The sequence below is a fragment of the Kribbella shirazensis genome, from assembly GCF_011761605.1.
Taxonomy (GTDB): domain Bacteria; phylum Actinomycetota; class Actinomycetes; order Propionibacteriales; family Kribbellaceae; genus Kribbella; species Kribbella shirazensis.
Genome location: NZ_JAASRO010000001.1, coordinates 936733 through 955652, shown reverse-complemented (window position 1 = coordinate 955652; position 18920 = coordinate 936733). Strand labels below are relative to the sequence as shown.

Below are 18920 nucleotides of genomic sequence, written 5' to 3'. Positions count from 1 at the left end.
CGGGTCCAGCGGGAGCGCTGATCGAGGAAGATCTTCAGATGGACATCTCAGGTGCGTCTGGTTGACCTGGGACAAGGCTCGGTGAGAGCTGTTCGGCAGGCTCCGGGTCTGTCTCGCGGCGATCGGCCGTCGGCACGAGAACACGCGCGTCGTCCGGCTGACTCGCAGGCGCGTCAGGTCCGGCTCCGTCCTGCGAAGAGAGCGCCGTCGACGTCAACGATGGTCGTTCATCAGGTTGCTCCGGGGTCTCACGCAACCTCGGCGGGGCGGCGCTCCAGGCCCGAAGGTCCTGCACGATGTCGCCGTAGAACGTGTCGATCGCGTTCTCGACCGAGTCGATGAACGAGCCTCGGCCGCGCCCGCGCTTGCTTCCGAGCGGAGATGCGAGCGCGATTCGGAATGAGCGCAGTTCCTTCTTCGGGTCCTCGATCAACACCGCAGGTTGATCACGGACAGCATGCAGCAGCTCCGCCGTACCGGCTCCCCTTCCATGCATGACGAACGCCTCGATCCTCGTCGAGTCCGGTGCATGCCTCAGTTGGCGGAGCAGCCAGTTGACGCGTGTTGTGGCGCGGCCGTCCCGCGGTGCGGCGATCTCGACGTGACAGGTGACAACGCCCGCACGCAGGTCGGCCGTGACAACCAGCGGTCCCACGGCGTTCGGGATGCTGATCGCTCCCTGCAAGGTGCCCTGGGCGCTCATCGACTGCACGAGCGCCTGCGCACGCAGTGCAGGATCGGCCAGTTCCCTTCGGGACAGAGCCGGCGTGACGTCGTCGCCGAGTTTCCGGCCGAGCTGAAGGCTGACGTACCTGAGCAGCGCGTCGAACCGGGCAGCGACCTCGGGAGCACACTTGTCACCGGCTCGGAGTGTGCCGGACGCAACGGCTTCCCTGGTAGTCACCCACGACGGGCCCATGTCGTCGAACTGGAGTGCGCCCGACCGTGGGTGTTCGAGATACCGGATCAGTTCGCCGAGGATCCAGGCTTGATCAGGGTCTGCGACGCCACGGTGTTCCTTCTGCAGCACGGCTTCTGCCAGGACCATCGACCACGACCAGTGGTGCAACGCGACCCGCTTGAGCTTCCGTTTGTCGACCTTGGTCGGATGCAGGCCGGCGATGGCCGGAATCTCGTTCGAGATCGTGACGACTGCGTCGAAGCCTTTCTCGCGAGCGATGTCGAGGTACGCCTCGAGCTGCTCGGCCTCCAGCGCGTTCACGCCGGTCTTCACCTCGACAAGAGCCGTCCACTCCTTTTGCCCGCGCCGGGCTCGCAACAGACCGTCCGGATAGAGGCGCCGCTCGCCCAGGTAGAAAGGAACCTCGATGTACGTCTCCAGCTGTCCAGCCGGTGCGCCCAGGGGTTGCGTCAACACCCGGCCGAACTCGCGGACCGACGACATCACTGCGAGCAGGGCCGAGGTTGCCCGGCGCTCCTGCTCGTCGGCGCCGTTGATCCCCGAGGTCGGTATCAGGCGTGCCTGGTGCCAGGTCTCCTCTGTCATTTGTCATTCCCCCACGGGCACGTTCCGGCAGACCCCCCACAGGCCCGCATCACCGTGAATCACCCGTCGAACACGGCACACTACGCCGCTCGTCACGCAACGTGAAGGGGAGGCGCGGAATCTGGTCTCTACCAGACCTCGTCGAGTTGGTGTCGTTGTTCGGAGGTTAGTTCGAGGTTGGTGCCGGTGAGGGCTGTGGTCAGGTACTGCGGGGTGCTGGCGCCGACGATGGGGGTGATGGCGGGGGTGCCGCCGGCGAGCCAGGCGAGGACTACTTCGGAGCGGGTGGTGCCGAGGGTGGTGGCGAGGTCGGTGAGGACCTCCAGGCGGCGGGTGGTGCCGGGGTGGTCGAACGCCGGGTGGATGGGGCGGTCGGTGCGGTTCTCGTACGCGCCGGCCATCAGTGGGCTGTAGGCGAAGAGCTGCTGCTCCGGGTTGTTCTGCGCGTAGTCCAGGACCTCGTCGGTGATCCAGCCGAAGCGGTGGTCGTGGGCGTTGTCGCGGACGAACGGCCGCGGCTGCAGGTACGAGTAGCGCAGCTGCAGCGCGCTCGGAGCCATCACGCCCAGCTCGGTCGCCAGGCCGCGCATCCGTTCCACGCGCCAGAGGGCGTAGTTGGAGAGCCCGAGACGGCCGATCGTCCCGGCCGCGGCGTGCTTGCCGAAGGCGGCGACGGTCTCCTCCAGCGGAGTCGACCGGTCGTCGCGGTGGGCCCAGTACAGGTCGATGTGGTCGACGCCTAGGCGACGGAGGGAGGTCTCGAGCGCCGCGTCGATCGCCTTCGCGCTCAGGCCCTCGGTGTGCTCCGGCCAGCTACCGGGCCAGAGCGGCTCGCATCCGACCTTGGTCGCCAGCTTGACCCGGTCCCGTACGCCGGGCCGCTGCGCGAACCACCTCCCGAGCAGCTCCTCGCTCTGCCCGCCGTGCCCACTCGGGTCCTGCCAGAACGCGTAGCAGTTCGCGGTGTCGATCCACTCCCCGCCGCCGTCCACATACGCGTCCAGCAGCCGGAACGACGTCTGCTCGTCGATCCTCGTCCCGTACTCCATCGCACCCAGCGCAAGATTCACCATGCGCCAGATCCAACAACCTGGAGCGCGCTCTAGGTCAAGAACTCTCGCAACACCGGCGCCAGTGTCGCCGCCTCGGTGCTGTGGTTCTCGCCCGGGATCGCCCGCAACGTCGCCGCCGGCAGGTGGGCCGCGACGGCCTGGGCTCCGGCGGACAGGGCCGGCCAGGTCTGGTCGCCGTACAGGACCAGAACCGGGACCTTCACGTCGGCCCAGCGGTCCTCGGGCAGCGGGTTGCCGGACATCGTGGTGCCCATGATGCGTCCGTCGTACGCGATCGTGTGCGCGATCTCCTCCACCGGCGCCCAGTACGGCGACTGCTTCATCCCCTCGACCGCCTCGGGCGGCACCATGGCGGCCGCGGTCATGAACAGCTCGGCCGCCTTGTCCCGGCGCCCCGCGGCGACGTACGCGTCGAGCTGCTCCACGTAGTCGGACGGCAGCGGCGGCCGTACGTCGTCCACGACGACCGGCGGCTCGAACAACACCACCCCGGCGACCGGCAGTCCGGCCGCGGCGGCATCGAGCGCCAGCAGGCTGCCCGACGACCAACCGAACAGGATCGCCGGCTGTCCAGCGTCCTCGATCAGCGCGCCGATGTCCTCGATCTCCCGCTGGATCGCGTACGGCGCGGTGTCGGTGCTCTCGCCGCGCCCGCGCCGGTCGTACGCGTACGTCCGGAACTCGTCGCTCAGCAGCTTCCCGACCTCGGCGTTCAGCGGGTTCACGGCCCGGTGCGCGGTCGCGCCGTCGATCAGGACCAGCGGCCTGCCCTCGCCGTACGCCTCGTAGCCGATCGTGGTGCCGTCGGCCGATGTCACGGTGCTCATGTCGTTTCCCTCTCCCTAAGAACTAGACCGTACAGTACTCACCAGAGAACTGGACTGTCTAGTATGATTTCGGAATGGAGCAGATGGAGACCGAAGGCCGGACACCGCGTAAGCGCCGCGCGATCCTCGCCGCCGCGACCGAGGTGTTCCTCCAGCACGGGTACCTCGGCGCGAGCATGGACGAGGTCGCTGCCAAGGCCGGCGTCTCCAAACAGACCGTCTACAAGCAGTTCGAGAACAAGGAACGTCTGTTCGCCGAGATCGTCCTCGGCACCAGCGACCAACTCATGGACGGTCTCCTCCAGGCGTACGTCGACACGCTCGAGGGAGCCGCCGACGCCCGGGAAGCGCTGCGTGCGCTGGCGCTACGCCTGCTCCAGAGCCTCACCGCCGACGGCGTCCTGCAGCTCCGCCGGCTCGTGATCGCCGAGGCGGACCGGTTCCCCGAGGTGTGCGGAGCCTGGTTCGACAGCGGCTTCGAGAAGTCCCTCGACGCGCTCGGGCAGGCGCTCACGCGGCTGAGCGACCGCGGCCTGCTGCGCGAGCTCGACGACCCGACGCTGGCGGCGTACCAGTTCGCCGGTCTGGTGATGTACAAGCCGATGAACCGCGCGATGTTCGCGGGCACCCGGCAGCGGCCGAAACCCGGCGAGCTGGAAGGCCTCGCCGACCGCGCGGTCGACGTCTTCCTGGCGGCGTACGGACTAGAGAGTCCCGCGCGTTGACGTCCTGACCACCAGCTCCGGTGTGAACGTGACGCGCTGGTGCTCGTGGTCCGGGTTCGACGACTCGTCCAGCAGCAGCTCAGCGGCGGTCCGGCCGAGCAGCTGCCGCGGCTGGCGCACCGACGTCAGCGGTACGGCGGCCGCCTCGGCGAACTCGATGTCGTCGTACCCGACGATCGCGAGATCCTCCGGGACGCGCAGCCCGAGGCTCACGCACTGTTGCAGCAATCCCAGCGCCAGCAGGTCGTTCGCGCAGAACGCGGCCGTCGGCCGGCGGTCCGCGGGCAGGCCGGCAAGTCGTTGCCCTGCGCCCCTACCTTCGGCGACCGTCAGCGCGCCGGTGGTCAGCTCGATCAGTTCCGACGTCGGCCTCCCGGCCGTCCGCAACGCGCGGCGGGCGCCGTCGCGGCGGTCGACAACCTGGCCGATCGTGTTCGGACCGCCGACGTACGCGATCCGCTCGTGCCCGAGCTCCAGCAGATGGGAGATGGCCAGCTCACCGCCGAGCACGTCGTTCACCGCGACCGAGCAGTGCTCGGCGTCGTCGAGCGCGCGGTCGACCACGACGACCGGCGTACCGCGGGACGGCAGCTTGCGCAGGCGGGACGAGTTCTGGTCGATCGGTGTGATCAGGATGCCCTGGACGCGTTGCTGTTCGAGCAGATCGAGGTACGCCGCCTCGCGGTCGGCGTCCTCGCTGCTGGTGCAGAGGAACACCGACAGACCGGCCGCCTGGGCCGCCTCCTCGACGCCCTTCGCGACGTCGGTGAAGAACGGGTTGCCGGCGTCGAGCATCAGGTAGGCGAGGATCCGGCTCGACCCGGCGCGCAACTGCCGGGCCGACTCGTTCCGGACGAAGCCGAGCGAGGCCATCGCCGCCTCGACCTTCGCCCGGGTCAACGGGCTCACCACCTCGGGGCGGTTCAGCACGTTCGACACGGTCCCCAGTGAGACCCCGGCGGCCGCGGCCACCGCCTTCACGCCGGCCGCGTGCGGCTTCGGGGCACGGCGCCGGCGGGTGCGCCCGGGCAGGGCTTCCGCATCGTCGACGGACACGAGACCTCCCTGCGCACTTGAAACGTGTTAGCTGCCGAAGGATACCCGGTTTCGGTCAGGTTTCCGCGTCGCCCGTCCGGGATCGGCCGGGAAAGCTGGGCAAGCTCTTGACGGCTCCCCGGCGCCACGCTTAGCGTCATGGGACATTCTTGAAACCTTTCATAGACATTGACCAGCGCAGTCCCGCCCGAGTACAGGTGACGCCGTGAATCGTTACTGCTTCTGTCTGCAGGTCCGGCCCGACCGTCTCGACGAGTACGTCGAGCGGCATCGCAACGTGTGGCCCGACATGCAGGCGGCGCTGCGCGAGTCCGGCTGGCACAACTACTCGCTGTTCCTCCGCGACGACGGCCTGCTGATCGGGTACGTCGAGTCCCACGACCTGGACGCGGCGCAGCGGGCGATGGCGGCGACCGAGGTCAACGCCCGCTGGCAGGCCCAGATGGCGGAGTTCTTCGCGGGAACCGACGGCCGGCCGCCGGACGAGTCGTTCCTGCTGCTGCCCGAGATCTTCCACCTGACCGATTCCTGAAGGGGACTGAACCATGACGACCGAAGCCGTGAGGGCCGCGCTGAGCCGCCAGGAGATCGAGCTGCCCTCGTGGGCGTTCGGCAACTCGGGCACCCGGTTCAAGGTCTTCACCCAGCCCGGCGTACCGCGGTCGCCGGAGGAGAAGATCGCCGACGCGGCGGTCGTCCACAAGTACACCGGCGTCGCGCCGAGCGTCGCGCTGCACATCCCCTGGGACAAGGTCGACGACTACTCGGCGCTGGCGGCGTACGCGAAGGAGCAGGGAGTCCGGCTCGGCGCGATCAACAGCAACGTCTTCCAGGACGACGACTACAAGCTCGGCAGCGTCACCCACCCGGACCCCGCGGTCCGGCGGAAGGCGACCGACCACCTGCTCGAGTGCGTCGACATCATGGACCAGACCGGGTCGCGTGACCTGAAGCTGTGGTTCTCCGACGGCACCAACTACCCGGGCCAGGACGACATCCAGGACCGCCAGGAACGGCTCGCGACCGCGCTCAAGGAGGTGTACGAGCGGCTCGGCGACAACCAGCGGATGCTGCTCGAGTACAAGCTGTTCGAGCCGGCCTTCTACACCACCGACGTGCCGGACTGGGGTACGTCGTACGCGCACTGTCTCGAACTGGGGCCGAAGGCAACCGTCTGTATCGACACCGGGCACCACGCGCCGGGCACGAACATCGAGTTCATCGTGGCGTTCCTGCTCCGGACGAAGAAGCTCGGCGCGTTCGACTTCAACAGCCGGTTCTACGCCGACGACGACCTGATGGTCGGGGCGGCGGACCCGTTCCAGCTGTTCCGGATCATGAACGAGATCGTCCGCGGCGACGCGCTCGATCCGGACCGCGGGATCGCGTTCATGCTCGACCAGTGCCACAACATCGAGGAGAAGATCCCCGCGATCATCCGCTCGGTGATGAACGTCCAGGAGGCCACCGCGAAGGCGTTGCTGGTCGACCGGGACGCGCTCCGTACGGCGCAGCAGTCGGGCGACGTACTCGGCGCGAACGCCGCGCTGATGGACGCCTACAACACCGATGTCCGGCCGCTGCTCGCGGAGCTGCGCGAGTCGCAGGGCCTGGACCCGGATCCGGTCGCGGCGTACAAGCGGAGCGGCTACTTCGAGAAGATCACCAAGGACCGCGCCGACGGTCAGCAAGCCGGATGGGGAGCATGAGAGTGAGCGACACTGCAGCCGAGCTCGTTGCGCGTAGCAACCGACTGGGTGCCGATCCGCGCAACACCAACTACGCGGGCGGCAACACGTCCGCGAAGGGTACAGCGACTGATCCGGTGACCCAGGAGTCTGTCGACCTGGTATGGGTCAAGGGGTCCGGTGGTGATCTCGGAACGCTGACACCGGTGGGTCTGGCCATACTGCGGCTCGATCGGCTGAACGCTCTCGTCGACACCTATCCAGGCGTCGAGCGCGAGGACGAGATGGTCGCCGCCTTCGACTACTGCCTGCACGGCAAGGGCGGTGCGGCGCCCTCGATCGACACGGCGATGCACGGGCTGGTCGACGCCCCTCATGTCGACCACCTGCACCCGGACTCCGGCATCGCGCTGGCGACCGCGGCCGACGGCGAGAAGCTCACCGCGGAGTGCTTCGGCGACCGCGTCGTGTGGGTGCCGTGGCGGCGGCCCGGGTTCCAGCTCGGACTGGACATCGCCGCGGTCAAGCGGGAGAACCCACAGGCCATCGGCTGCATCCTCGGCGGCCACGGCATCACGGCGTGGGGCAACACCTCCGAGGAGTGCGAGGCGAACTCCCTCGACATCATCCGTACGGCGGAACGCTTCCTCGCCGAGCGTGGTGTCGCCGAGCCGTTCGGCGCGCTCGTCCCCAGCCACCAGCCTCTCCCCGCAGAGGAACGCCGCCTTCGGGCCGCCGCGCTGGCACCCGTCATCCGTGGGCTGGCGTCAACGGACAAACCACAGGTCGGCCACTTCAACGACTCGGAGGCGGTACTCGAGTTCCTGTCGCGCGAGAAGCTGCATTCGCTCGCCCAGCTCGGGACGTCCTGTCCGGATCATTTCCTTCGTACCAAGGTGCGCCCGCTGGTGCTGGATCTGCCGCCGTCCGCGTCGGTGGACGAATCAGTCACCCGGCTGAAGGAGCTGCATTCCCAGTACCGGGAGGACTACGAGGCGTACTACCAGGCATTTGCTGAGCCTGACAGTCCGGCGATGCGTGGGGCTGACCCGGCGATCGTTCTCGTGCCTGGTGTCGGCATGTTCAGCTTCGGGAAGGACAAGCAGACCGCGCGGGTGGCCGGCGAGTTCTACGTGAATGCGATCAACGTGATGCGGGGCGCCGAGGCGGTGTCGACGTACGCGCCGATCGACGAGCGGGAGAAGTTCCGGATCGAGTACTGGGCACTCGAGGAGGCGAAGCTGCAGCGGATGCCGAAGCCGAAGCCGCTCGCGACCCGGGTGGCCTTCGTCACCGGCGGCGGATCCGGTATCGGCAAGGCGATCGCGCAGCGGCTCGCCGCCGAAGGTGCGTGCGTGGTCGTCGCGGACCTCGACCAGGCGGCGGCCGAGGCCGCGGCCAAGGAGATCGGCTCGACCGACGTGGCCGTCGCGGTGGGCGCGGACGTGTCCTCGGCGGAGGCCGTCGAGGCGGCGTTGCGCGAGGCGGTGCTGGCATTCGGCGGTGTCGACCTGATCGTCAACAACGCCGGGCTGTCGATCTCGAAGTCGTTGCTCGAGACAACGGACCGCGACTGGGACCTGCAGCACGACGTGATGGCGAAGGGCTCGTTCCTGGTCTCACGAGCGGCCGCGAGGGTGCTCATCGACCAGGGCATGGGCGGCGACATCGTCTACATCTCCAGCAAGAACTCGGTGTTCGCCGGTCCGAACAACGTCGCGTACGGCGCGGCGAAGGCGGACCAGGCGCACCAGGTCCGGCTGCTCGCTGCCGAGCTCGGCGAGTACGGGATCCGGGTGAACGGCGTCAACCCCGACGGCGTCGTCCGCGGTTCGGGGATCTTCGCCGGCGGCTGGGGCGCCAAGCGGGCCGCGGTGTACGGCGTACCGGAAGAGGAGCTGGGTGCGTACTACGCGCAGCGGACGCTGCTCAAGCGTGAGGTGCTGCCGGAGAACGTCGCGGCGGCGGTGTTCGCGCTGACCGGCGGGGACCTCACCCACACGACCGGTCTGCACGTGCCCGTCGACGCCGGCGTGGCTGCCGCCTTCCTGCGTTAGGTGTTGCCATGAAGCGTGTCGCGGCGGTGGATCTGGGGGCCTCGAGCGGCCGCGTCATGTGCGCGGAGGTCGGCCCGAGTGTCCTTCAGTTGCGCGAGCTGAACCGTTTCTGGAACGGCCCGGTCCGCGTCCACGGGACTCTTCACTGGGACATGCTGCACCTGTACCGCTCTGTGCTGGATGGCCTCCAGCTCGCCGGCCCGATCGACGGCCTCGGTATCGACTCCTGGGCCGTCGACTACGGGCTGCTCGACCGGGCGGGTCGTCTGCTGAGCAATCCGGTCCACTACCGCGATTCACGCACGGACGGCGTGATGGAACGCGTGCTGTCGGTGATTCCGGCGGCCGACCTGTACGCCGTGACCGGGCTGCAGCAGTTGCCGTTCAACACGATCTACCAACTGGCGGCCGAGGAACTGCCTGCCGACGCTGCCACATTGCTGATGATTCCGGACCTGCTGGCGTACTGGCTGACCGGCGAGATCGGTGTGGAGCGGACGAACGCATCGACGACCCAGCTGTACGACGTGACGGCGCGAGACTGGAGTGACGAGCTGATCGCGCGCGTGCCTGCTCCGGGTGCGCGTTCGAACGGCGGGCTGCCGCGGCGGATCTTCCCCCGGCTGCGCGAACCGGGAGACGTGATCGGGAGTGTGCTGCCGGACGAGACCGGACTGGCGCCAGGGATCCCGGTGATCGCCGTCGGGTCGCACGACACCGCGTCGGCCGTGGTCGCCGTACCTGCTGAGAACGAGCTGTTCGCGTACATCTCCTCCGGGACCTGGTCGCTCGTCGGCCTGGAACTCGACGCGCCGGTGCTGACGGACGAGGCGCGCAGGGCGAACTTCACCAACGAGGGTGGCGTCGACGGCACGACCAGGTTCCTGCGCAACGTCATGGGCCTGTGGATCCTGCAGGAGTGTCAGCGGATCTGGGGGGACGACGACCTCGAGGAGCTGCTGCGTGCCGCCGCCGACGCCCCGCCGTTCGCCGTACTGATCGATCCGGACGCGCCCGAGTTCCTTGCGCCAGGCAACATGCCGGCCCGGATCGACGAGCGCTGCCGGGCGAGCGGCCAGGAGCCGCCGCGGTCGCGCGGTGCGGTGGTCCGCTGCATTCTGGAGAGTCTCGCGCTCGCGTACCGCCGTACGCTGCGGACCGCGCAGGCGATCGCCGATCAGGAGGTCGACGTACTGCACGTCATCGGCGGTGGATCGCAGAACGAGCTGCTGTGTCAGCTCACCGCCGACGCGTGCGGCGTACCGGTTCTCGCCGGACCGGTCGAGGCCTCCGCGCTGGGCAACGTGCTCGTCCAGGCTCGCGCCCTCGGCGAGCCCCTGCCGGACCTGGGCGCGATGCGCGCGCTGGTCCGGTCCACACATTCTCTGCGGCGCTACGACCCGCAGGGCAAACCGGCCGACTGGGACGCCGCCGAGTCCCGGGTATTCGGAACCAGGTGATCCGTATGACCGTCCTCTCCCAGGAACTTCGACCGCTCGCGCGCAGGGTGCCGCCGCGCGAGATCAGTCACGACGACCTGCAACTGCTGCGGCTGCTGGCCACCGGCCTCCCGGTCGACGGCGTGGCCCGCCGCCTCGACCTGTCCGAACGCACGGTCCGCCGCCGGACCCGCCTGATCTGCGACCGCCTCGGTTTCAGCACCGCGATCGAGGCCATCGTCTGGGCGGCCCGCCGCGGCCTCGTCTGAGGTACGGCGTCCGATGGAGGGCGTTAGGCGACGGCGGCTCCGGGTACCGGTGGTTCTGATCATCGAGCCGAGGAGGACCGATGGACGGAATGACCATTGTCTGGATCGTCGTCGCGATCGCCGTCCTGGTCATCGTGATCGCGCTGATCGCCGGCGCGATGTCACGACGCCGGACCGAGCGGGACCGCGTGCAGGCGCAGGAGCACGAGCAGCAGGCCAGGGCGAGTGCGGCACGGGCGGAGAAGCAGCGTGCGACGGCCGACGAGGTCGACGCCCGGGCTCGCCGTGCGCAGGCCGTCGCCGACGAGAAGGCCGCTGAGGCGCGCCGGCTGTCGGCGGGTGCGAACGAACGCCGCGAGGAGGCCGCGAGCGCCCGCGCGGAGTCCGACCAGCACCGCGACGAGGCGCAGAACCTGTGGCCGGACAAGCGCGGCGAGGACCGCTCCGGTGAGCCGGGCATGCCGGACGAACGCCGCGGACAGCCGATGCTGGGCGCGACCGACGAGCAGCCCGTCAGCCCGACGCGGGACAAGCAGAACGTCACCCCCATGGACGGGCAGGGCGTCCCGCCGCCCGACTGGGACGACGGGAGTCACCCGCACGACCCGCGGCATCCGAAGCACTCGAAGCGGACCTAGATCAGGTAGCGGAACTCCGGCGAGTTCGGGTTGATGCGTTCGATCTCGAGCGGCGCTGCGTCCATCCGGGCGAGCAGGCCCTCGAGATCGTCGCGGCTGCTGATCTCGATCCCCACCAGCGCGACGCCGGTCTCGCGGTTGTTCCGCTTCACGTACTCGAACAGCGTGATGTCGTCGTCCGGGCCGAGCGTCTCGTCGAGAAACGTGCGGAGTGCGCCCGGCTCCTGCGGGAACGTCACCAGGAAGTAGTGCTTGAGCCCTTCGTACACCAACGAGCGCTCGAGAATCTCGCCGTACCGGCTGACGTCGTTGTTCCCGCCTGAGAGCAGGCAGACGACCGTCTCGCCAGGCCGTACGTCGAGACCGTTGCCCAGGGCACTTGTCGACAAAGCGCCCGCGGGCTCCGCGATCAGCCCGTCGGTCTGGTAGAGCGCGAGCATCTCCGAGCACACCAGACCTTCGGGCACCGACATCAGCTCGACGCCGGCCTGCCGTACCAGCGGGAGGGTCACGTCGCCGACCCGTCGTACGGCGGCACCGTCCACGAAACTGTCCAGATGCGGCAACGTCACCGGCTGGCCGGCCGCGACCGCCGCCGTCATGCTCGCGGCCCCGCCGGGCTCGACACCGACGATGCGTACGCCGGGATGCCGCTCGGCGATCCACGTCGCAACGCCCGCGACGAGACCGCCACCGCCGACGGGAACCACGAGTACGTCGGGCGCGTGGCCGAGCTGCTCGACCAGCTCGACGGCAACGGTCCCTTGCCCCGCAACGGTTCTCGGGTCGTCGAACGCCGGCACCGTCGTCGCGCCGGACGCTTCGGCCTCCGCGTGGGCCGCGGCGGCCGCGTCGTCGTACGTGTCGCCGGTGACGATCACCTTGATCTGCTTGCCGCCGAGCGCGGCGATCCGGTCCCGCTTCTGCCGCGGTGTCGTCCGCGGGACGTACACCTTGCCCTGGACGCCGAGGATGTGGCACGAATACGCCAGCCCCTGGCCATGGTTGCCGGCGCTCGCGCACACGACCCCGGCCGCCTTCGCCGCGTCGTCGAGCTGCGCGATCAGGTTGTAGGCCCCGCGAAGCTTGTAGGAACGCCCGATCTGCAGGTCCTCCCGCTTCAGCCAGACCTGCGCGCCGGTGCGCTCGGACAGGCGCAGGTTGCGCTGCAACGGAGTACGGACGGCGACGCCGTCCAAGCGCTTGATCGCGGCCTCGATCGCCGCCGCGTCAACGGTGTCGCGGGTGGTCGATCGAGCGACTGAACCACTGCCCTGCATGACGTTCCTTCCCGTGCATTTGCACGATCTTCGCCGATTCGCTCGCTGCACAAGACGATCCGCGTCCACAGTCCGGACCGGCGAATACCTTTTGCATTCCAGACCCTTGCACGATGCGTGAAAGAGCCCTTCACTGGGCAGTCTAGTTTTCATACGCTCACTCGGTGTAACGGCCGGCGTTCTGGCCGGGATGAGCCGGGTAAAGCCGGTCAGTGAGGACTGGAGGGCACAGATGGAACTGATTCCGTTCAGTCTGTGGGGCGATGCTCTGTGGTGTGGTCAGGAAGTCGTGCGGGAGGCCCCGCACGAGCAGGCGATCCGTAGCCTGTTCCCCGACCCCATCCCGGCACGCGGCGCAGATCTGGACACCGAGGCGGACCTCGTCCCGGAACCGCACAACCGTTTCGACCCGCGGTCGATCGCCGTTCGGGTGCAGGGAAAGGTTGTCGGCTATCTGCCGAGGGACGACGCGCACCGGTACCACCCGGTGCTGTCAGAGTTGGTGGCACAAGGCCTGCAACCGCGGGTCCCTTGCCACCTGTGGGTGAGTGAGTGGGAGCCGGCGGACTGGGACGGCAAGGGCGCCCAGGGCACCGAGTTCCACGCCAGCGTCGCGGTGGCCCTCGGGCAGCCGCACATGCTGGTGCCGGTGAATCTGCCCCCGCCAGGCAGTTTTCACCTGCTGCCGCCCGGCAGCGGCATCGTCGTACCGGGCAGCGAGGTCCATCCAGACGTCCTGGCGCCGTTCTTCCGTCCGGAAGGCGAATGCTGGGCGTACGCCACCATGCACGCGATCGAGGAGGAGGACAGCATCCAGGACCGGCACCGGATCGTGGTCGAGATCCGGCTGGACGACGAACCCGTCGGCCGGCTCAGCGCGCGGCTGAGCGCCGAGTTCCTGCCCGCCATCCACTACCTCGCCGACATGCGTGCCGAGACCGCCGCCCGGGTCGCCGTGCGCGGCGACCGCTCCGCATCGGAGGTGATCCTCTACGCGGCACGGAGTCACGACCTGCCGGCCACCTGGCCGGACGGCCTGGCCCGCTCCCCAGTCGCTTCCCCGCAATGGCACTACTGGGCGACCAAAGAGGCCAACTAGGCGGCTGCGCAGTACTGACCATGCCTCACCAGGCCGGTACTGCGGAGCTACTTCTCGGAACGCGCCGGGCAGCTTCCCCTGTGGAGCTGCCCGGCGCTATCCGCGCGCCGAGTAGATGGCGGCGATGGTGCCGGACGGGAACGTGCGTGCACTGCGCAACGTCAGCGTCCGGCGGTCGGTCATGTCGGAGAACATCGAGCCGCCGCGGCCGACGATCGTCGGGTTGACCTTCAGCCAGTACTCGTCGACCAGGTCCGCGGTGACCAGCCCGCGAACCGTCGCCACGCCGCCGAACACGACGACACCGCCGCCGGGCGCTTCCTTCAGCCGGCGGACGTGGTCGACCCCGTCACCGACGGCCAGCGTCGAGTTCGGCCAGACGCTGACGTCGACCGTGTCGTCCGACGACAGCACGACCTTGGGCGTCGCGTTCAGCCAGTCGGCGACGTCTCCTTCGGCCGTGGTCCAGTACACGGCCGACGGCGCGAACGACGTACGGCCCCAGACGATGGTGTCCGCGACGCGCATCAACTCACCCGTGAACTCGTCGGCGAGCTGGGGGTCCTCGACCATGAAGTCGAGGTCGTTGTCCGGTCCGGCCATGAACCCGTCGACGGTGATGTCGCTGAAGACGATCAAGGGTCGCATGTGCTCCTCCTGGGGTCGATGATCCAGACTCCCAGACGGCGCTTTCATTTCGCCTTCACCGGGGTTGGACGGGGTGGTGACGTACCTTGGCCGTATGGCGAGCGTGGACGTGCCGGCCTGTCCGGTCTGTGGAGAACTGGGTGTGCCGATCCTCTACGGCCTGCCCACCCGGGTCGCCCGGGAGGCGGCCGCGGCGGGCAAGGTGCGGTTGTTCGGTTGCGTCGTACCGCCGGAGCCGGACCAGTGGACGTGCTCCCAGAACCACACGTGGCGCGCGGGCGACGACGAGACGCTGATCGCCGCCATCGACGCTGCGATGGGCCGTGGCTAGGCGGACGAGGCGGCGGTGGAACCACAACATCCACTACCACCCGCGGATCCTGCAGGCGGTCCCGCGCGGAGCTGAACGCGCACTGGACATCGGTTGCGGCGAGGGAATGCTCACGCGCGAACTGCGGGACGTCGTACCGCAGGTGACCGGGATCGACCTGGACACACCCAGCCTCGAGCTGGCACGTGCGTCGAGCGACGACATCGAGTACGTCGAGGGCGACTTCCTGCAGCACCCGTTCGAGCCCGCGTCGTACGACGTGATCGCGTCGGTAGCCACCCTCCACCACGTAGACGCCCGCACCGGCCTACTCCGAATGCGAGACCTGCTCCGTCCGGGCGGCGCACTGGTCGTGGTGGGCGTAGCGCGTGCGAACCTGCCGCGAGACCTGCCCTGGGAGCTGGCCGGAATAGCCGCCAACTGGACCCACCGCGCCACCAAGGGCTACTGGCAACACCCATCACCAACAGTCTGGCCCCCACCCGTCACATTCCCCGAAATGCAGACCCTGTCCGCAGAAGTCCTACCCACCTCGACCTACCGCCGCCACCTCTTCTTCCGCTACTCCATAACCTGGACCAAACCCAGCTGACGCAGGAATCCTGTCGCGGCCGGGGATCCGCCGGCCAGCTACTGGTTCTCGTTGTAAGGGCGCTCTAGCATCGCGGTGTGGGGATGCGGGTGGTTGTCGTTGTGGGGGCCGGGGTGGTGCTGGTCGGGTCGCTTGTGACTGGGGCTGCTGCTGATGAGCGCGAGGTGACGTCGCGGGCTGAGCAGGTGGTTCCGCTGGATGTGACCGGGGACGCCGAGCTGTCGGTGGAGCGGGATCGCCTTGCGGGGCTGCTGAAACCGCTGGCGGCGTACGACGGCGCGATGTTGTGGAGCGCCTCGGCGAAGACGCTCACCGTGCAGATGACCACCGCCGCTGCCCTCGAGCACGCGAGGTCGATCATCGGGAAGAGCGCGACGGGGATGCACGTCAGGTTCGTCCAGGTTGAGTACTCCGCCATGGAGTTGCAGGCCCTCGCGGACAGACTTCTCCAGAACCAACACCGCTGGGCCGGGCGTCAGGTATCGGCGGCGGCTTCGACCCCACCATCAACCGCGTTCTGCTGCAGGTCGATCCCGACTACAAGCACGCCGCCACACTGATCCGCGCCATCAACCAGCTCCACGACCCCAGGATCACCCTCCAAACCATCCGCTCTACCGGCGAAGGCGGACCCGATGAGTAGCACCGACGATCCGAACTTCGCGCCGTACCCCGGGCGCTACGAGGTGGCGAGGACGAAAGGTGTTCCGCCGAACGAGGAACCGGTGCTGCTCGACATCACAGGCGAAGCCGACGTCCTGGAGCAGACCGACGCGATCCAGTCGATCGTCGACAACGGGCCGGTGCCCGACGGAGGGCTGTCCTGGGATCACCGGACGCGCGTCCTCACCGTCCGCTTGGTCGGCGCCGTCGACGGCTCGGACCCGGAGGTGGAGCGCGTGAAGCAGGCAGTACTGGCTCAGCCGGCCGATTTCACCATCGAATTCGAGTCGGTCCGCTACTCCCGCCAGGAACTGCTCGAACTCGCCGACGACATCTTCCCCAACGCTCACGAGTGGGGACCGGCTGAAGGGGCGCTGGCCGGATTTTGGGACACCCTCCGGAACCGGATCGTGGTTCTCGTCGGCGACGAGCCCGAGGACCTGTCCCAGGCGTGGATCGCCGCCATCGAACGCCGGCAGGACGAACGCATCGTCTACGAGATCGTCCGGCACTCGATGAACGAGCCATGGATCCGGCCCTAGAGCTTGGTGCCGATGAGTTGGTAGATGTCGTCGTGGGCGCCGGGGAGGTCGTCGTGGCCGAAGTCGGGGTACGTGCGGAGTTCCTTCGCGGACTGGATCTTGTTGTAGGCGGCGAATTGGGTTGAGGGTGGGCAGACCTGGTCCTCGAGGCCTACGAACAAGGTCACCTCGGCCTGGATGCGGGAGGCCAGGTGCTGTACGTCGATGTAGCCGAGGGTGGTGAAGACCTCGTCCTGGCGAAGGTGCCGCGGGTCGCGTTTGCGGAACCAGGTGACGATCTCGTCGTACGGACCGGTCTCCAGGTTCAGGTCCCAGGTCCGTTGGTAGTCGCACAGGAACGGGTACACGCTGGCCGCGTACTTGATCGTCGGCGTCAGCGCGGCCGCCACCAGCGACAGACCGCCGCCCTGGCTCCACCCGGTCGTCGCGATCCGCGCAGCGTCGACCTCGGGTAGACCGCCGATGATGTCGGCGAGCCGCCGCGTGTCCAGGAAGACATGCTTGTACAGCAGCCCGTCCGGTCCGTCGTCCAGCCCGTGCACCAGATGGTGATGCAGCGAAAACGTGTTCCGCTCCTGCGACGGCGTACGGAACCCGACCTGCTCCCGCACGTCCAGCGCCGCGACCGTGTACCCGCGCGCGGCGTACGGCAGCAGCTCGACCCACTTCGGCTGCTCACCGCCGTACCCGTGGAACAGCAGCACGGCCGGCCCGGTCGGCTCGGTCGGGCGGATCACCTTCGCGTGCACGCGGTACCCGCCGGTCCCGGTGAAGTACAGGTGCTGGGCCACCGCGGTCGTCAGCGGGAAGTCGTCGGCGTCGACAAACTCGGCATCGGCCGGAACGTCATCGAGTGACAACAGCGCCTTGTCCCAGAACGCGTCGAAGTCCGCGGGCCGCGGGTTCGTGCCCTGGTACGTCAGCAGTTCGTCGTACGACAGCTCGAAGGAAAGCACCGGATCATTCTGCGCCGTCGGTGTCCCCGGGGGCAGTCCCGTCCCAGATGGTGTACCCGTGGGCCGCGTTCAGCTTGTCGCGCAGCGTGGTCTCCAGCGTCTCGACCTGCTTGGGCACCAGCCAGGAGATCGGCAGCAGGATCGGCTGGTCGGGCTGCTTGGTCCGCAGCACGATCGCCTCGCCGTGCGTGGTCTCGACCCGGCCGACCTCGGTGATGTCGGTCCAGCGCGTACGCAGGCCGCGAACCTCGATGTCCTGGTCGCGTAGCCGGGCGACCTTCGGCGGCCGGGCCAGGATCCACAGGCCGGCGAGCGCGATCAGCCCGCCGAGCGTGAGGAACACCGACACCGCGACGCCCGGGAGCCCCAGGGCCCAGAGCACCGCGGCCACCCCGAGAATGATCAGCCCGGCGGCAAGGATCCCGAGGAACCGTCCCGCTCGCATCCGGTACGTCGTACGCATCGGCACAGGATCTCATCCGCCTGGGGCGAGGCGATCAGAAGGCTTCCGTCTCGGACTCCGTCGTGTTGCCGGCCACCGACTTCAGCGTCAGCGACCAGGAGTACGACCCGTCCAGCAACCGGTTGAGCCGGGCGTACGAGCAGTCCTCGGTGAACCGGTTGTTCCTCGCGTCCCAGTTCGTCCCGGACTTGTAGTAGACCCAGTAGTCACCACGGATCCCGTTCAGCGTCGCCGACTTGTTCGCCCGGATGTAGATCGACGCCATCGGCTTGCGCGGGTTGCTCGCCGTGACCACGACCACGATGTCCGCGCCGGCGTTGGTGATCCGGAGCGAACCGGAACCCCGCGGCCCGGACCGCTGGAACACGTCACCGTTCTCGCCGCGGCCACCGATCACGGCCGGCGCGGCCGGCTTCGCGGGCACCGACAGCGCGCCGAACTTCACGCCCTTGCCGATCGACTTCTGCACGCTCTGCGCGAGCCCGGCGAACGCGGTCCGCACCCCGGTCTTCGCCTCGTACAGCCGGACGTCCACACCCTTCGGCAGTCCGCAACCGGTCTTCGTCTCCCCGGCCTTGGCCAGGTTCACGCTCACCTCCCCGGCGTACGCGTCGAAGGCGTCGAGGACCTGTGGATGGGCGGACACCAGACCGCGCGGCGGCGTGATCTTCGCGAGCTCGGAGCGTTCGAGTACGACGGCGCCCGCGAGCTGCGCGCGGGACGCGTCGAAGGCGGCGACCGTCTTCGCGTTCATCACCCGGGCGACGTACGGCCGGAGGACCTTCTCGACGTTCGTCAGCGCGCGCTGGTACATCGGCACCGAGAGCGCCATCGGGCTCGGCTTCGGTGCGGGCGTCGGCTTGGCCGCCGGTGGGGGAGCCGACGACGACGGTGGTGCGCTGGTCGCCGTGCTCCCGGCCTGGGGCGCGTCAGCACTCTCCGCCTTGCCGCTGCAGCCCGCGCAGACCAGGACCGCGACCCCGATCACAACCGCCGTGGAACGCCTCACAGTCACCCCCAGGTGTGACCCGGTTCTGTTGTGCTCCAATCCTTCCCCGGGAGGGGTT

At 68.6% G+C, this 18920-nt stretch carries 21 protein-coding genes; 12 read left to right on the top strand and 9 right to left on the bottom strand.

Annotation, left to right across the window (positions count from 1 at the left end; translation table 11 throughout):
• Positions 1 to 34: 34 nt before the first annotated feature.
• The 3 genes from BJY22_RS04635 to BJY22_RS04625 all read right to left on the bottom strand — a co-directional run bounded on the left by BJY22_RS04635 (position 35) and on the right by BJY22_RS04625 (position 3407).
• Positions 35 to 1507 carry a hypothetical protein gene (locus BJY22_RS04635; RefSeq protein WP_202890992.1) on the bottom strand — a complete coding sequence of 491 codons (1473 nt, stop codon included), beginning with the start codon at positions 1505 to 1507 and terminating at the stop codon, positions 35 to 37.
• 128 nt (positions 1508 to 1635) lie between these two features.
• A complete protein-coding gene (locus BJY22_RS04630; protein ID WP_167203918.1) occupies positions 1636 to 2580 on the bottom strand; it encodes an aldo/keto reductase in 945 nt (314 codons plus the stop codon).
• Positions 2581 to 2609: 29 nt separating this feature from the next.
• Positions 2610 to 3407 carry an alpha/beta fold hydrolase gene (locus BJY22_RS04625; RefSeq protein ID WP_167203917.1) on the bottom strand — a complete coding sequence of 266 codons (798 nt, stop codon included), beginning with the start codon at positions 3405 to 3407 and terminating at the stop codon, positions 2610 to 2612.
• Positions 3408 to 3481: 74 nt separating this feature from the next.
• Here BJY22_RS04625 and BJY22_RS04620 point away from each other — a divergent pair, with 74 nt between their 5' ends.
• Complete coding sequence (locus tag BJY22_RS04620) at positions 3482 to 4132, top strand: TetR/AcrR family transcriptional regulator (protein ID WP_167203916.1); 651 nt, start codon at positions 3482 to 3484, stop codon at positions 4130 to 4132.
• On the opposite strand, the gene BJY22_RS04615 is transcribed toward BJY22_RS04620, so the two are convergent.
• On the bottom strand, positions 4112 to 5188 hold the full coding sequence (locus BJY22_RS04615; RefSeq protein WP_337758177.1) for a LacI family DNA-binding transcriptional regulator: 1077 nt from the start codon (positions 5186 to 5188) through the stop codon (positions 4112 to 4114). The two genes, BJY22_RS04620 and BJY22_RS04615, sit on opposite strands and share 21 nt — an antisense overlap.
• 205 nt (positions 5189 to 5393) lie before the next feature.
• On the opposite strand from BJY22_RS04615, the gene BJY22_RS04610 reads away from it, so the two are divergent.
• From BJY22_RS04610 to BJY22_RS04585, 6 genes are all read left to right on the top strand, one after another.
• Complete coding sequence (locus BJY22_RS04610; RefSeq protein WP_167203915.1) at positions 5394 to 5720, top strand: L-rhamnose mutarotase; 327 nt, start codon at positions 5394 to 5396, stop codon at positions 5718 to 5720.
• A gap of 13 nt (positions 5721 to 5733) precedes the next feature.
• Positions 5734 to 6897 carry an L-rhamnose isomerase gene (gene rhaI, locus BJY22_RS04605; RefSeq protein ID WP_167203914.1) on the top strand — a complete coding sequence of 388 codons (1164 nt, stop codon included), beginning with the start codon at positions 5734 to 5736 and terminating at the stop codon, positions 6895 to 6897.
• The gene (locus BJY22_RS04600; protein WP_167203913.1) at positions 6894 to 8933 is read left to right on the top strand and encodes a bifunctional aldolase/short-chain dehydrogenase; all 2040 of its coding nucleotides are present in this window, start codon (positions 6894 to 6896) and stop codon (positions 8931 to 8933) included. Before rhaI ends, BJY22_RS04600 begins: the two co-directional genes overlap by 4 nt.
• Positions 8934 to 8941: 8 nt before the next feature.
• Positions 8942 to 10393: a rhamnulokinase gene (locus tag BJY22_RS04595; RefSeq protein ID WP_167203912.1), complete on the top strand. Its 1452-nt coding sequence runs from the start codon at positions 8942 to 8944 to the stop codon at positions 10391 to 10393.
• A 5-nt stretch (positions 10394 to 10398) separates the two neighbouring features.
• Complete coding sequence (locus tag BJY22_RS04590; RefSeq protein WP_167203911.1) at positions 10399 to 10641, top strand: helix-turn-helix domain-containing protein; 243 nt, start codon at positions 10399 to 10401, stop codon at positions 10639 to 10641.
• Positions 10642 to 10721: 80 nt separating this feature from the next.
• On the top strand, positions 10722 to 11279 hold the full coding sequence (locus BJY22_RS04585; protein WP_167203910.1) for a hypothetical protein: 558 nt from the start codon (positions 10722 to 10724) through the stop codon (positions 11277 to 11279).
• Here BJY22_RS04585 and ilvA read toward each other — a convergent pair.
• On the bottom strand, positions 11276 to 12559 hold the full coding sequence (gene ilvA / locus BJY22_RS04580; RefSeq protein WP_167203909.1) for a threonine ammonia-lyase IlvA: 1284 nt from the start codon (positions 12557 to 12559) through the stop codon (positions 11276 to 11278). The two genes, BJY22_RS04585 and ilvA, sit on opposite strands and share 4 nt — an antisense overlap.
• Positions 12560 to 12791: 232 nt before the next feature.
• Here ilvA and BJY22_RS04575 point away from each other — a divergent pair, with 232 nt between their 5' ends.
• A complete protein-coding gene (locus BJY22_RS04575) occupies positions 12792 to 13658 on the top strand; it encodes an HIRAN domain-containing protein (RefSeq protein WP_167203908.1) in 867 nt (288 codons plus the stop codon).
• A gap of 96 nt (positions 13659 to 13754) precedes the next feature.
• Here the strand turns inward: BJY22_RS04575 and BJY22_RS04570 are convergent, their stop codons facing one another.
• Positions 13755 to 14306 carry a dihydrofolate reductase family protein gene (locus BJY22_RS04570; protein ID WP_167203907.1) on the bottom strand — a complete coding sequence of 184 codons (552 nt, stop codon included), beginning with the start codon at positions 14304 to 14306 and terminating at the stop codon, positions 13755 to 13757.
• Positions 14307 to 14400: 94 nt separating this feature from the next.
• Here BJY22_RS04570 and BJY22_RS04565 point away from each other — a divergent pair, with 94 nt between their 5' ends.
• The 4 genes from BJY22_RS04565 (at position 14401) to BJY22_RS04550 (ending at position 16434) form a co-directional block, all read left to right on the top strand.
• Entirely contained in the window at positions 14401 to 14637 is a 237-nt protein-coding gene (locus BJY22_RS04565) for a hypothetical protein (RefSeq protein ID WP_167203107.1), read from the top strand.
• Positions 14630 to 15229 carry a methyltransferase domain-containing protein gene (locus BJY22_RS04560; protein ID WP_167203906.1) on the top strand — a complete coding sequence of 200 codons (600 nt, stop codon included), beginning with the start codon at positions 14630 to 14632 and terminating at the stop codon, positions 15227 to 15229. The genes BJY22_RS04565 and BJY22_RS04560 overlap by 8 nt, the downstream gene beginning before the upstream one ends.
• 77 nt (positions 15230 to 15306) lie before the next feature.
• On the top strand, positions 15307 to 15789 hold the full coding sequence (locus BJY22_RS04555) for a hypothetical protein (RefSeq protein WP_167203905.1): 483 nt from the start codon (positions 15307 to 15309) through the stop codon (positions 15787 to 15789).
• A gap of 75 nt (positions 15790 to 15864) precedes the next feature.
• The gene (locus BJY22_RS04550; RefSeq protein ID WP_167203904.1) at positions 15865 to 16434 is read left to right on the top strand and encodes a hypothetical protein; all 570 of its coding nucleotides are present in this window, start codon (positions 15865 to 15867) and stop codon (positions 16432 to 16434) included.
• On the opposite strand, the gene BJY22_RS04545 is transcribed toward BJY22_RS04550, so the two are convergent.
• From BJY22_RS04545 to BJY22_RS04535, 3 genes are read right to left on the bottom strand one after another with little or no spacing between them, the layout of a single operon-like run.
• Complete coding sequence (locus tag BJY22_RS04545; protein WP_167203903.1) at positions 16431 to 17390, bottom strand: alpha/beta fold hydrolase; 960 nt, start codon at positions 17388 to 17390, stop codon at positions 16431 to 16433. The two genes, BJY22_RS04550 and BJY22_RS04545, sit on opposite strands and share 4 nt — an antisense overlap.
• A gap of 4 nt (positions 17391 to 17394) precedes the next feature.
• Positions 17395 to 17853, bottom strand: a complete 459-nt coding sequence (locus BJY22_RS04540; RefSeq protein WP_167203902.1) for an intracellular growth attenuator family protein — start codon at positions 17851 to 17853, stop codon at positions 17395 to 17397.
• A gap of 34 nt (positions 17854 to 17887) precedes the next feature.
• Complete coding sequence (locus tag BJY22_RS04535) at positions 17888 to 18862, bottom strand: hypothetical protein (protein WP_167203901.1); 975 nt, start codon at positions 18860 to 18862, stop codon at positions 17888 to 17890.
• Positions 18863 to 18920: the final 58 nt, after the last annotated feature.

Coding starts and splice junctions, on each gene's coding strand:
- BJY22_RS04630 (WP_167203918.1), bottom strand. CDS start 2,580: ATGGTGAATCTTGCGCTGGGTGCGATGGAGTACGGGACGAGGATCGAC.
- BJY22_RS04570 (WP_167203907.1), bottom strand. CDS start 14,306: ATGCGACCCTTGATCGTCTTCAGCGACATCACCGTCGACGGGTTCATG.
- BJY22_RS04540 (WP_167203902.1), bottom strand. CDS start 17,853: ATGCGTACGACGTACCGGATGCGAGCGGGACGGTTCCTCGGGATCCTT.
- BJY22_RS04575 (WP_167203908.1), top strand. CDS start 12,792: ATGGAACTGATTCCGTTCAGTCTGTGGGGCGATGCTCTGTGGTGTGGT.
- BJY22_RS04620 (WP_167203916.1), top strand. CDS start 3,482: ATGGAGCAGATGGAGACCGAAGGCCGGACACCGCGTAAGCGCCGCGCG.
- BJY22_RS04635 (WP_202890992.1), bottom strand. CDS start 1,507: ATGACAGAGGAGACCTGGCACCAGGCACGCCTGATACCGACCTCGGGG.
- BJY22_RS04595 (WP_167203912.1), top strand. CDS start 8,942: ATGAAGCGTGTCGCGGCGGTGGATCTGGGGGCCTCGAGCGGCCGCGTC.
- BJY22_RS04550 (WP_167203904.1), top strand. CDS start 15,865: ATGAGTAGCACCGACGATCCGAACTTCGCGCCGTACCCCGGGCGCTAC.
- BJY22_RS04600 (WP_167203913.1), top strand. CDS start 6,894: ATGAGAGTGAGCGACACTGCAGCCGAGCTCGTTGCGCGTAGCAACCGA.
- BJY22_RS04565 (WP_167203107.1), top strand. CDS start 14,401: ATGGCGAGCGTGGACGTGCCGGCCTGTCCGGTCTGTGGAGAACTGGGT.
- rhaI (WP_167203914.1), top strand. CDS start 5,734: ATGACGACCGAAGCCGTGAGGGCCGCGCTGAGCCGCCAGGAGATCGAG.
- BJY22_RS04590 (WP_167203911.1), top strand. CDS start 10,399: ATGACCGTCCTCTCCCAGGAACTTCGACCGCTCGCGCGCAGGGTGCCG.
- BJY22_RS04625 (WP_167203917.1), bottom strand. CDS start 3,407: ATGAGCACCGTGACATCGGCCGACGGCACCACGATCGGCTACGAGGCG.
- ilvA (WP_167203909.1), bottom strand. CDS start 12,559: ATGCAGGGCAGTGGTTCAGTCGCTCGATCGACCACCCGCGACACCGTT.
- BJY22_RS04585 (WP_167203910.1), top strand. CDS start 10,722: ATGGACGGAATGACCATTGTCTGGATCGTCGTCGCGATCGCCGTCCTG.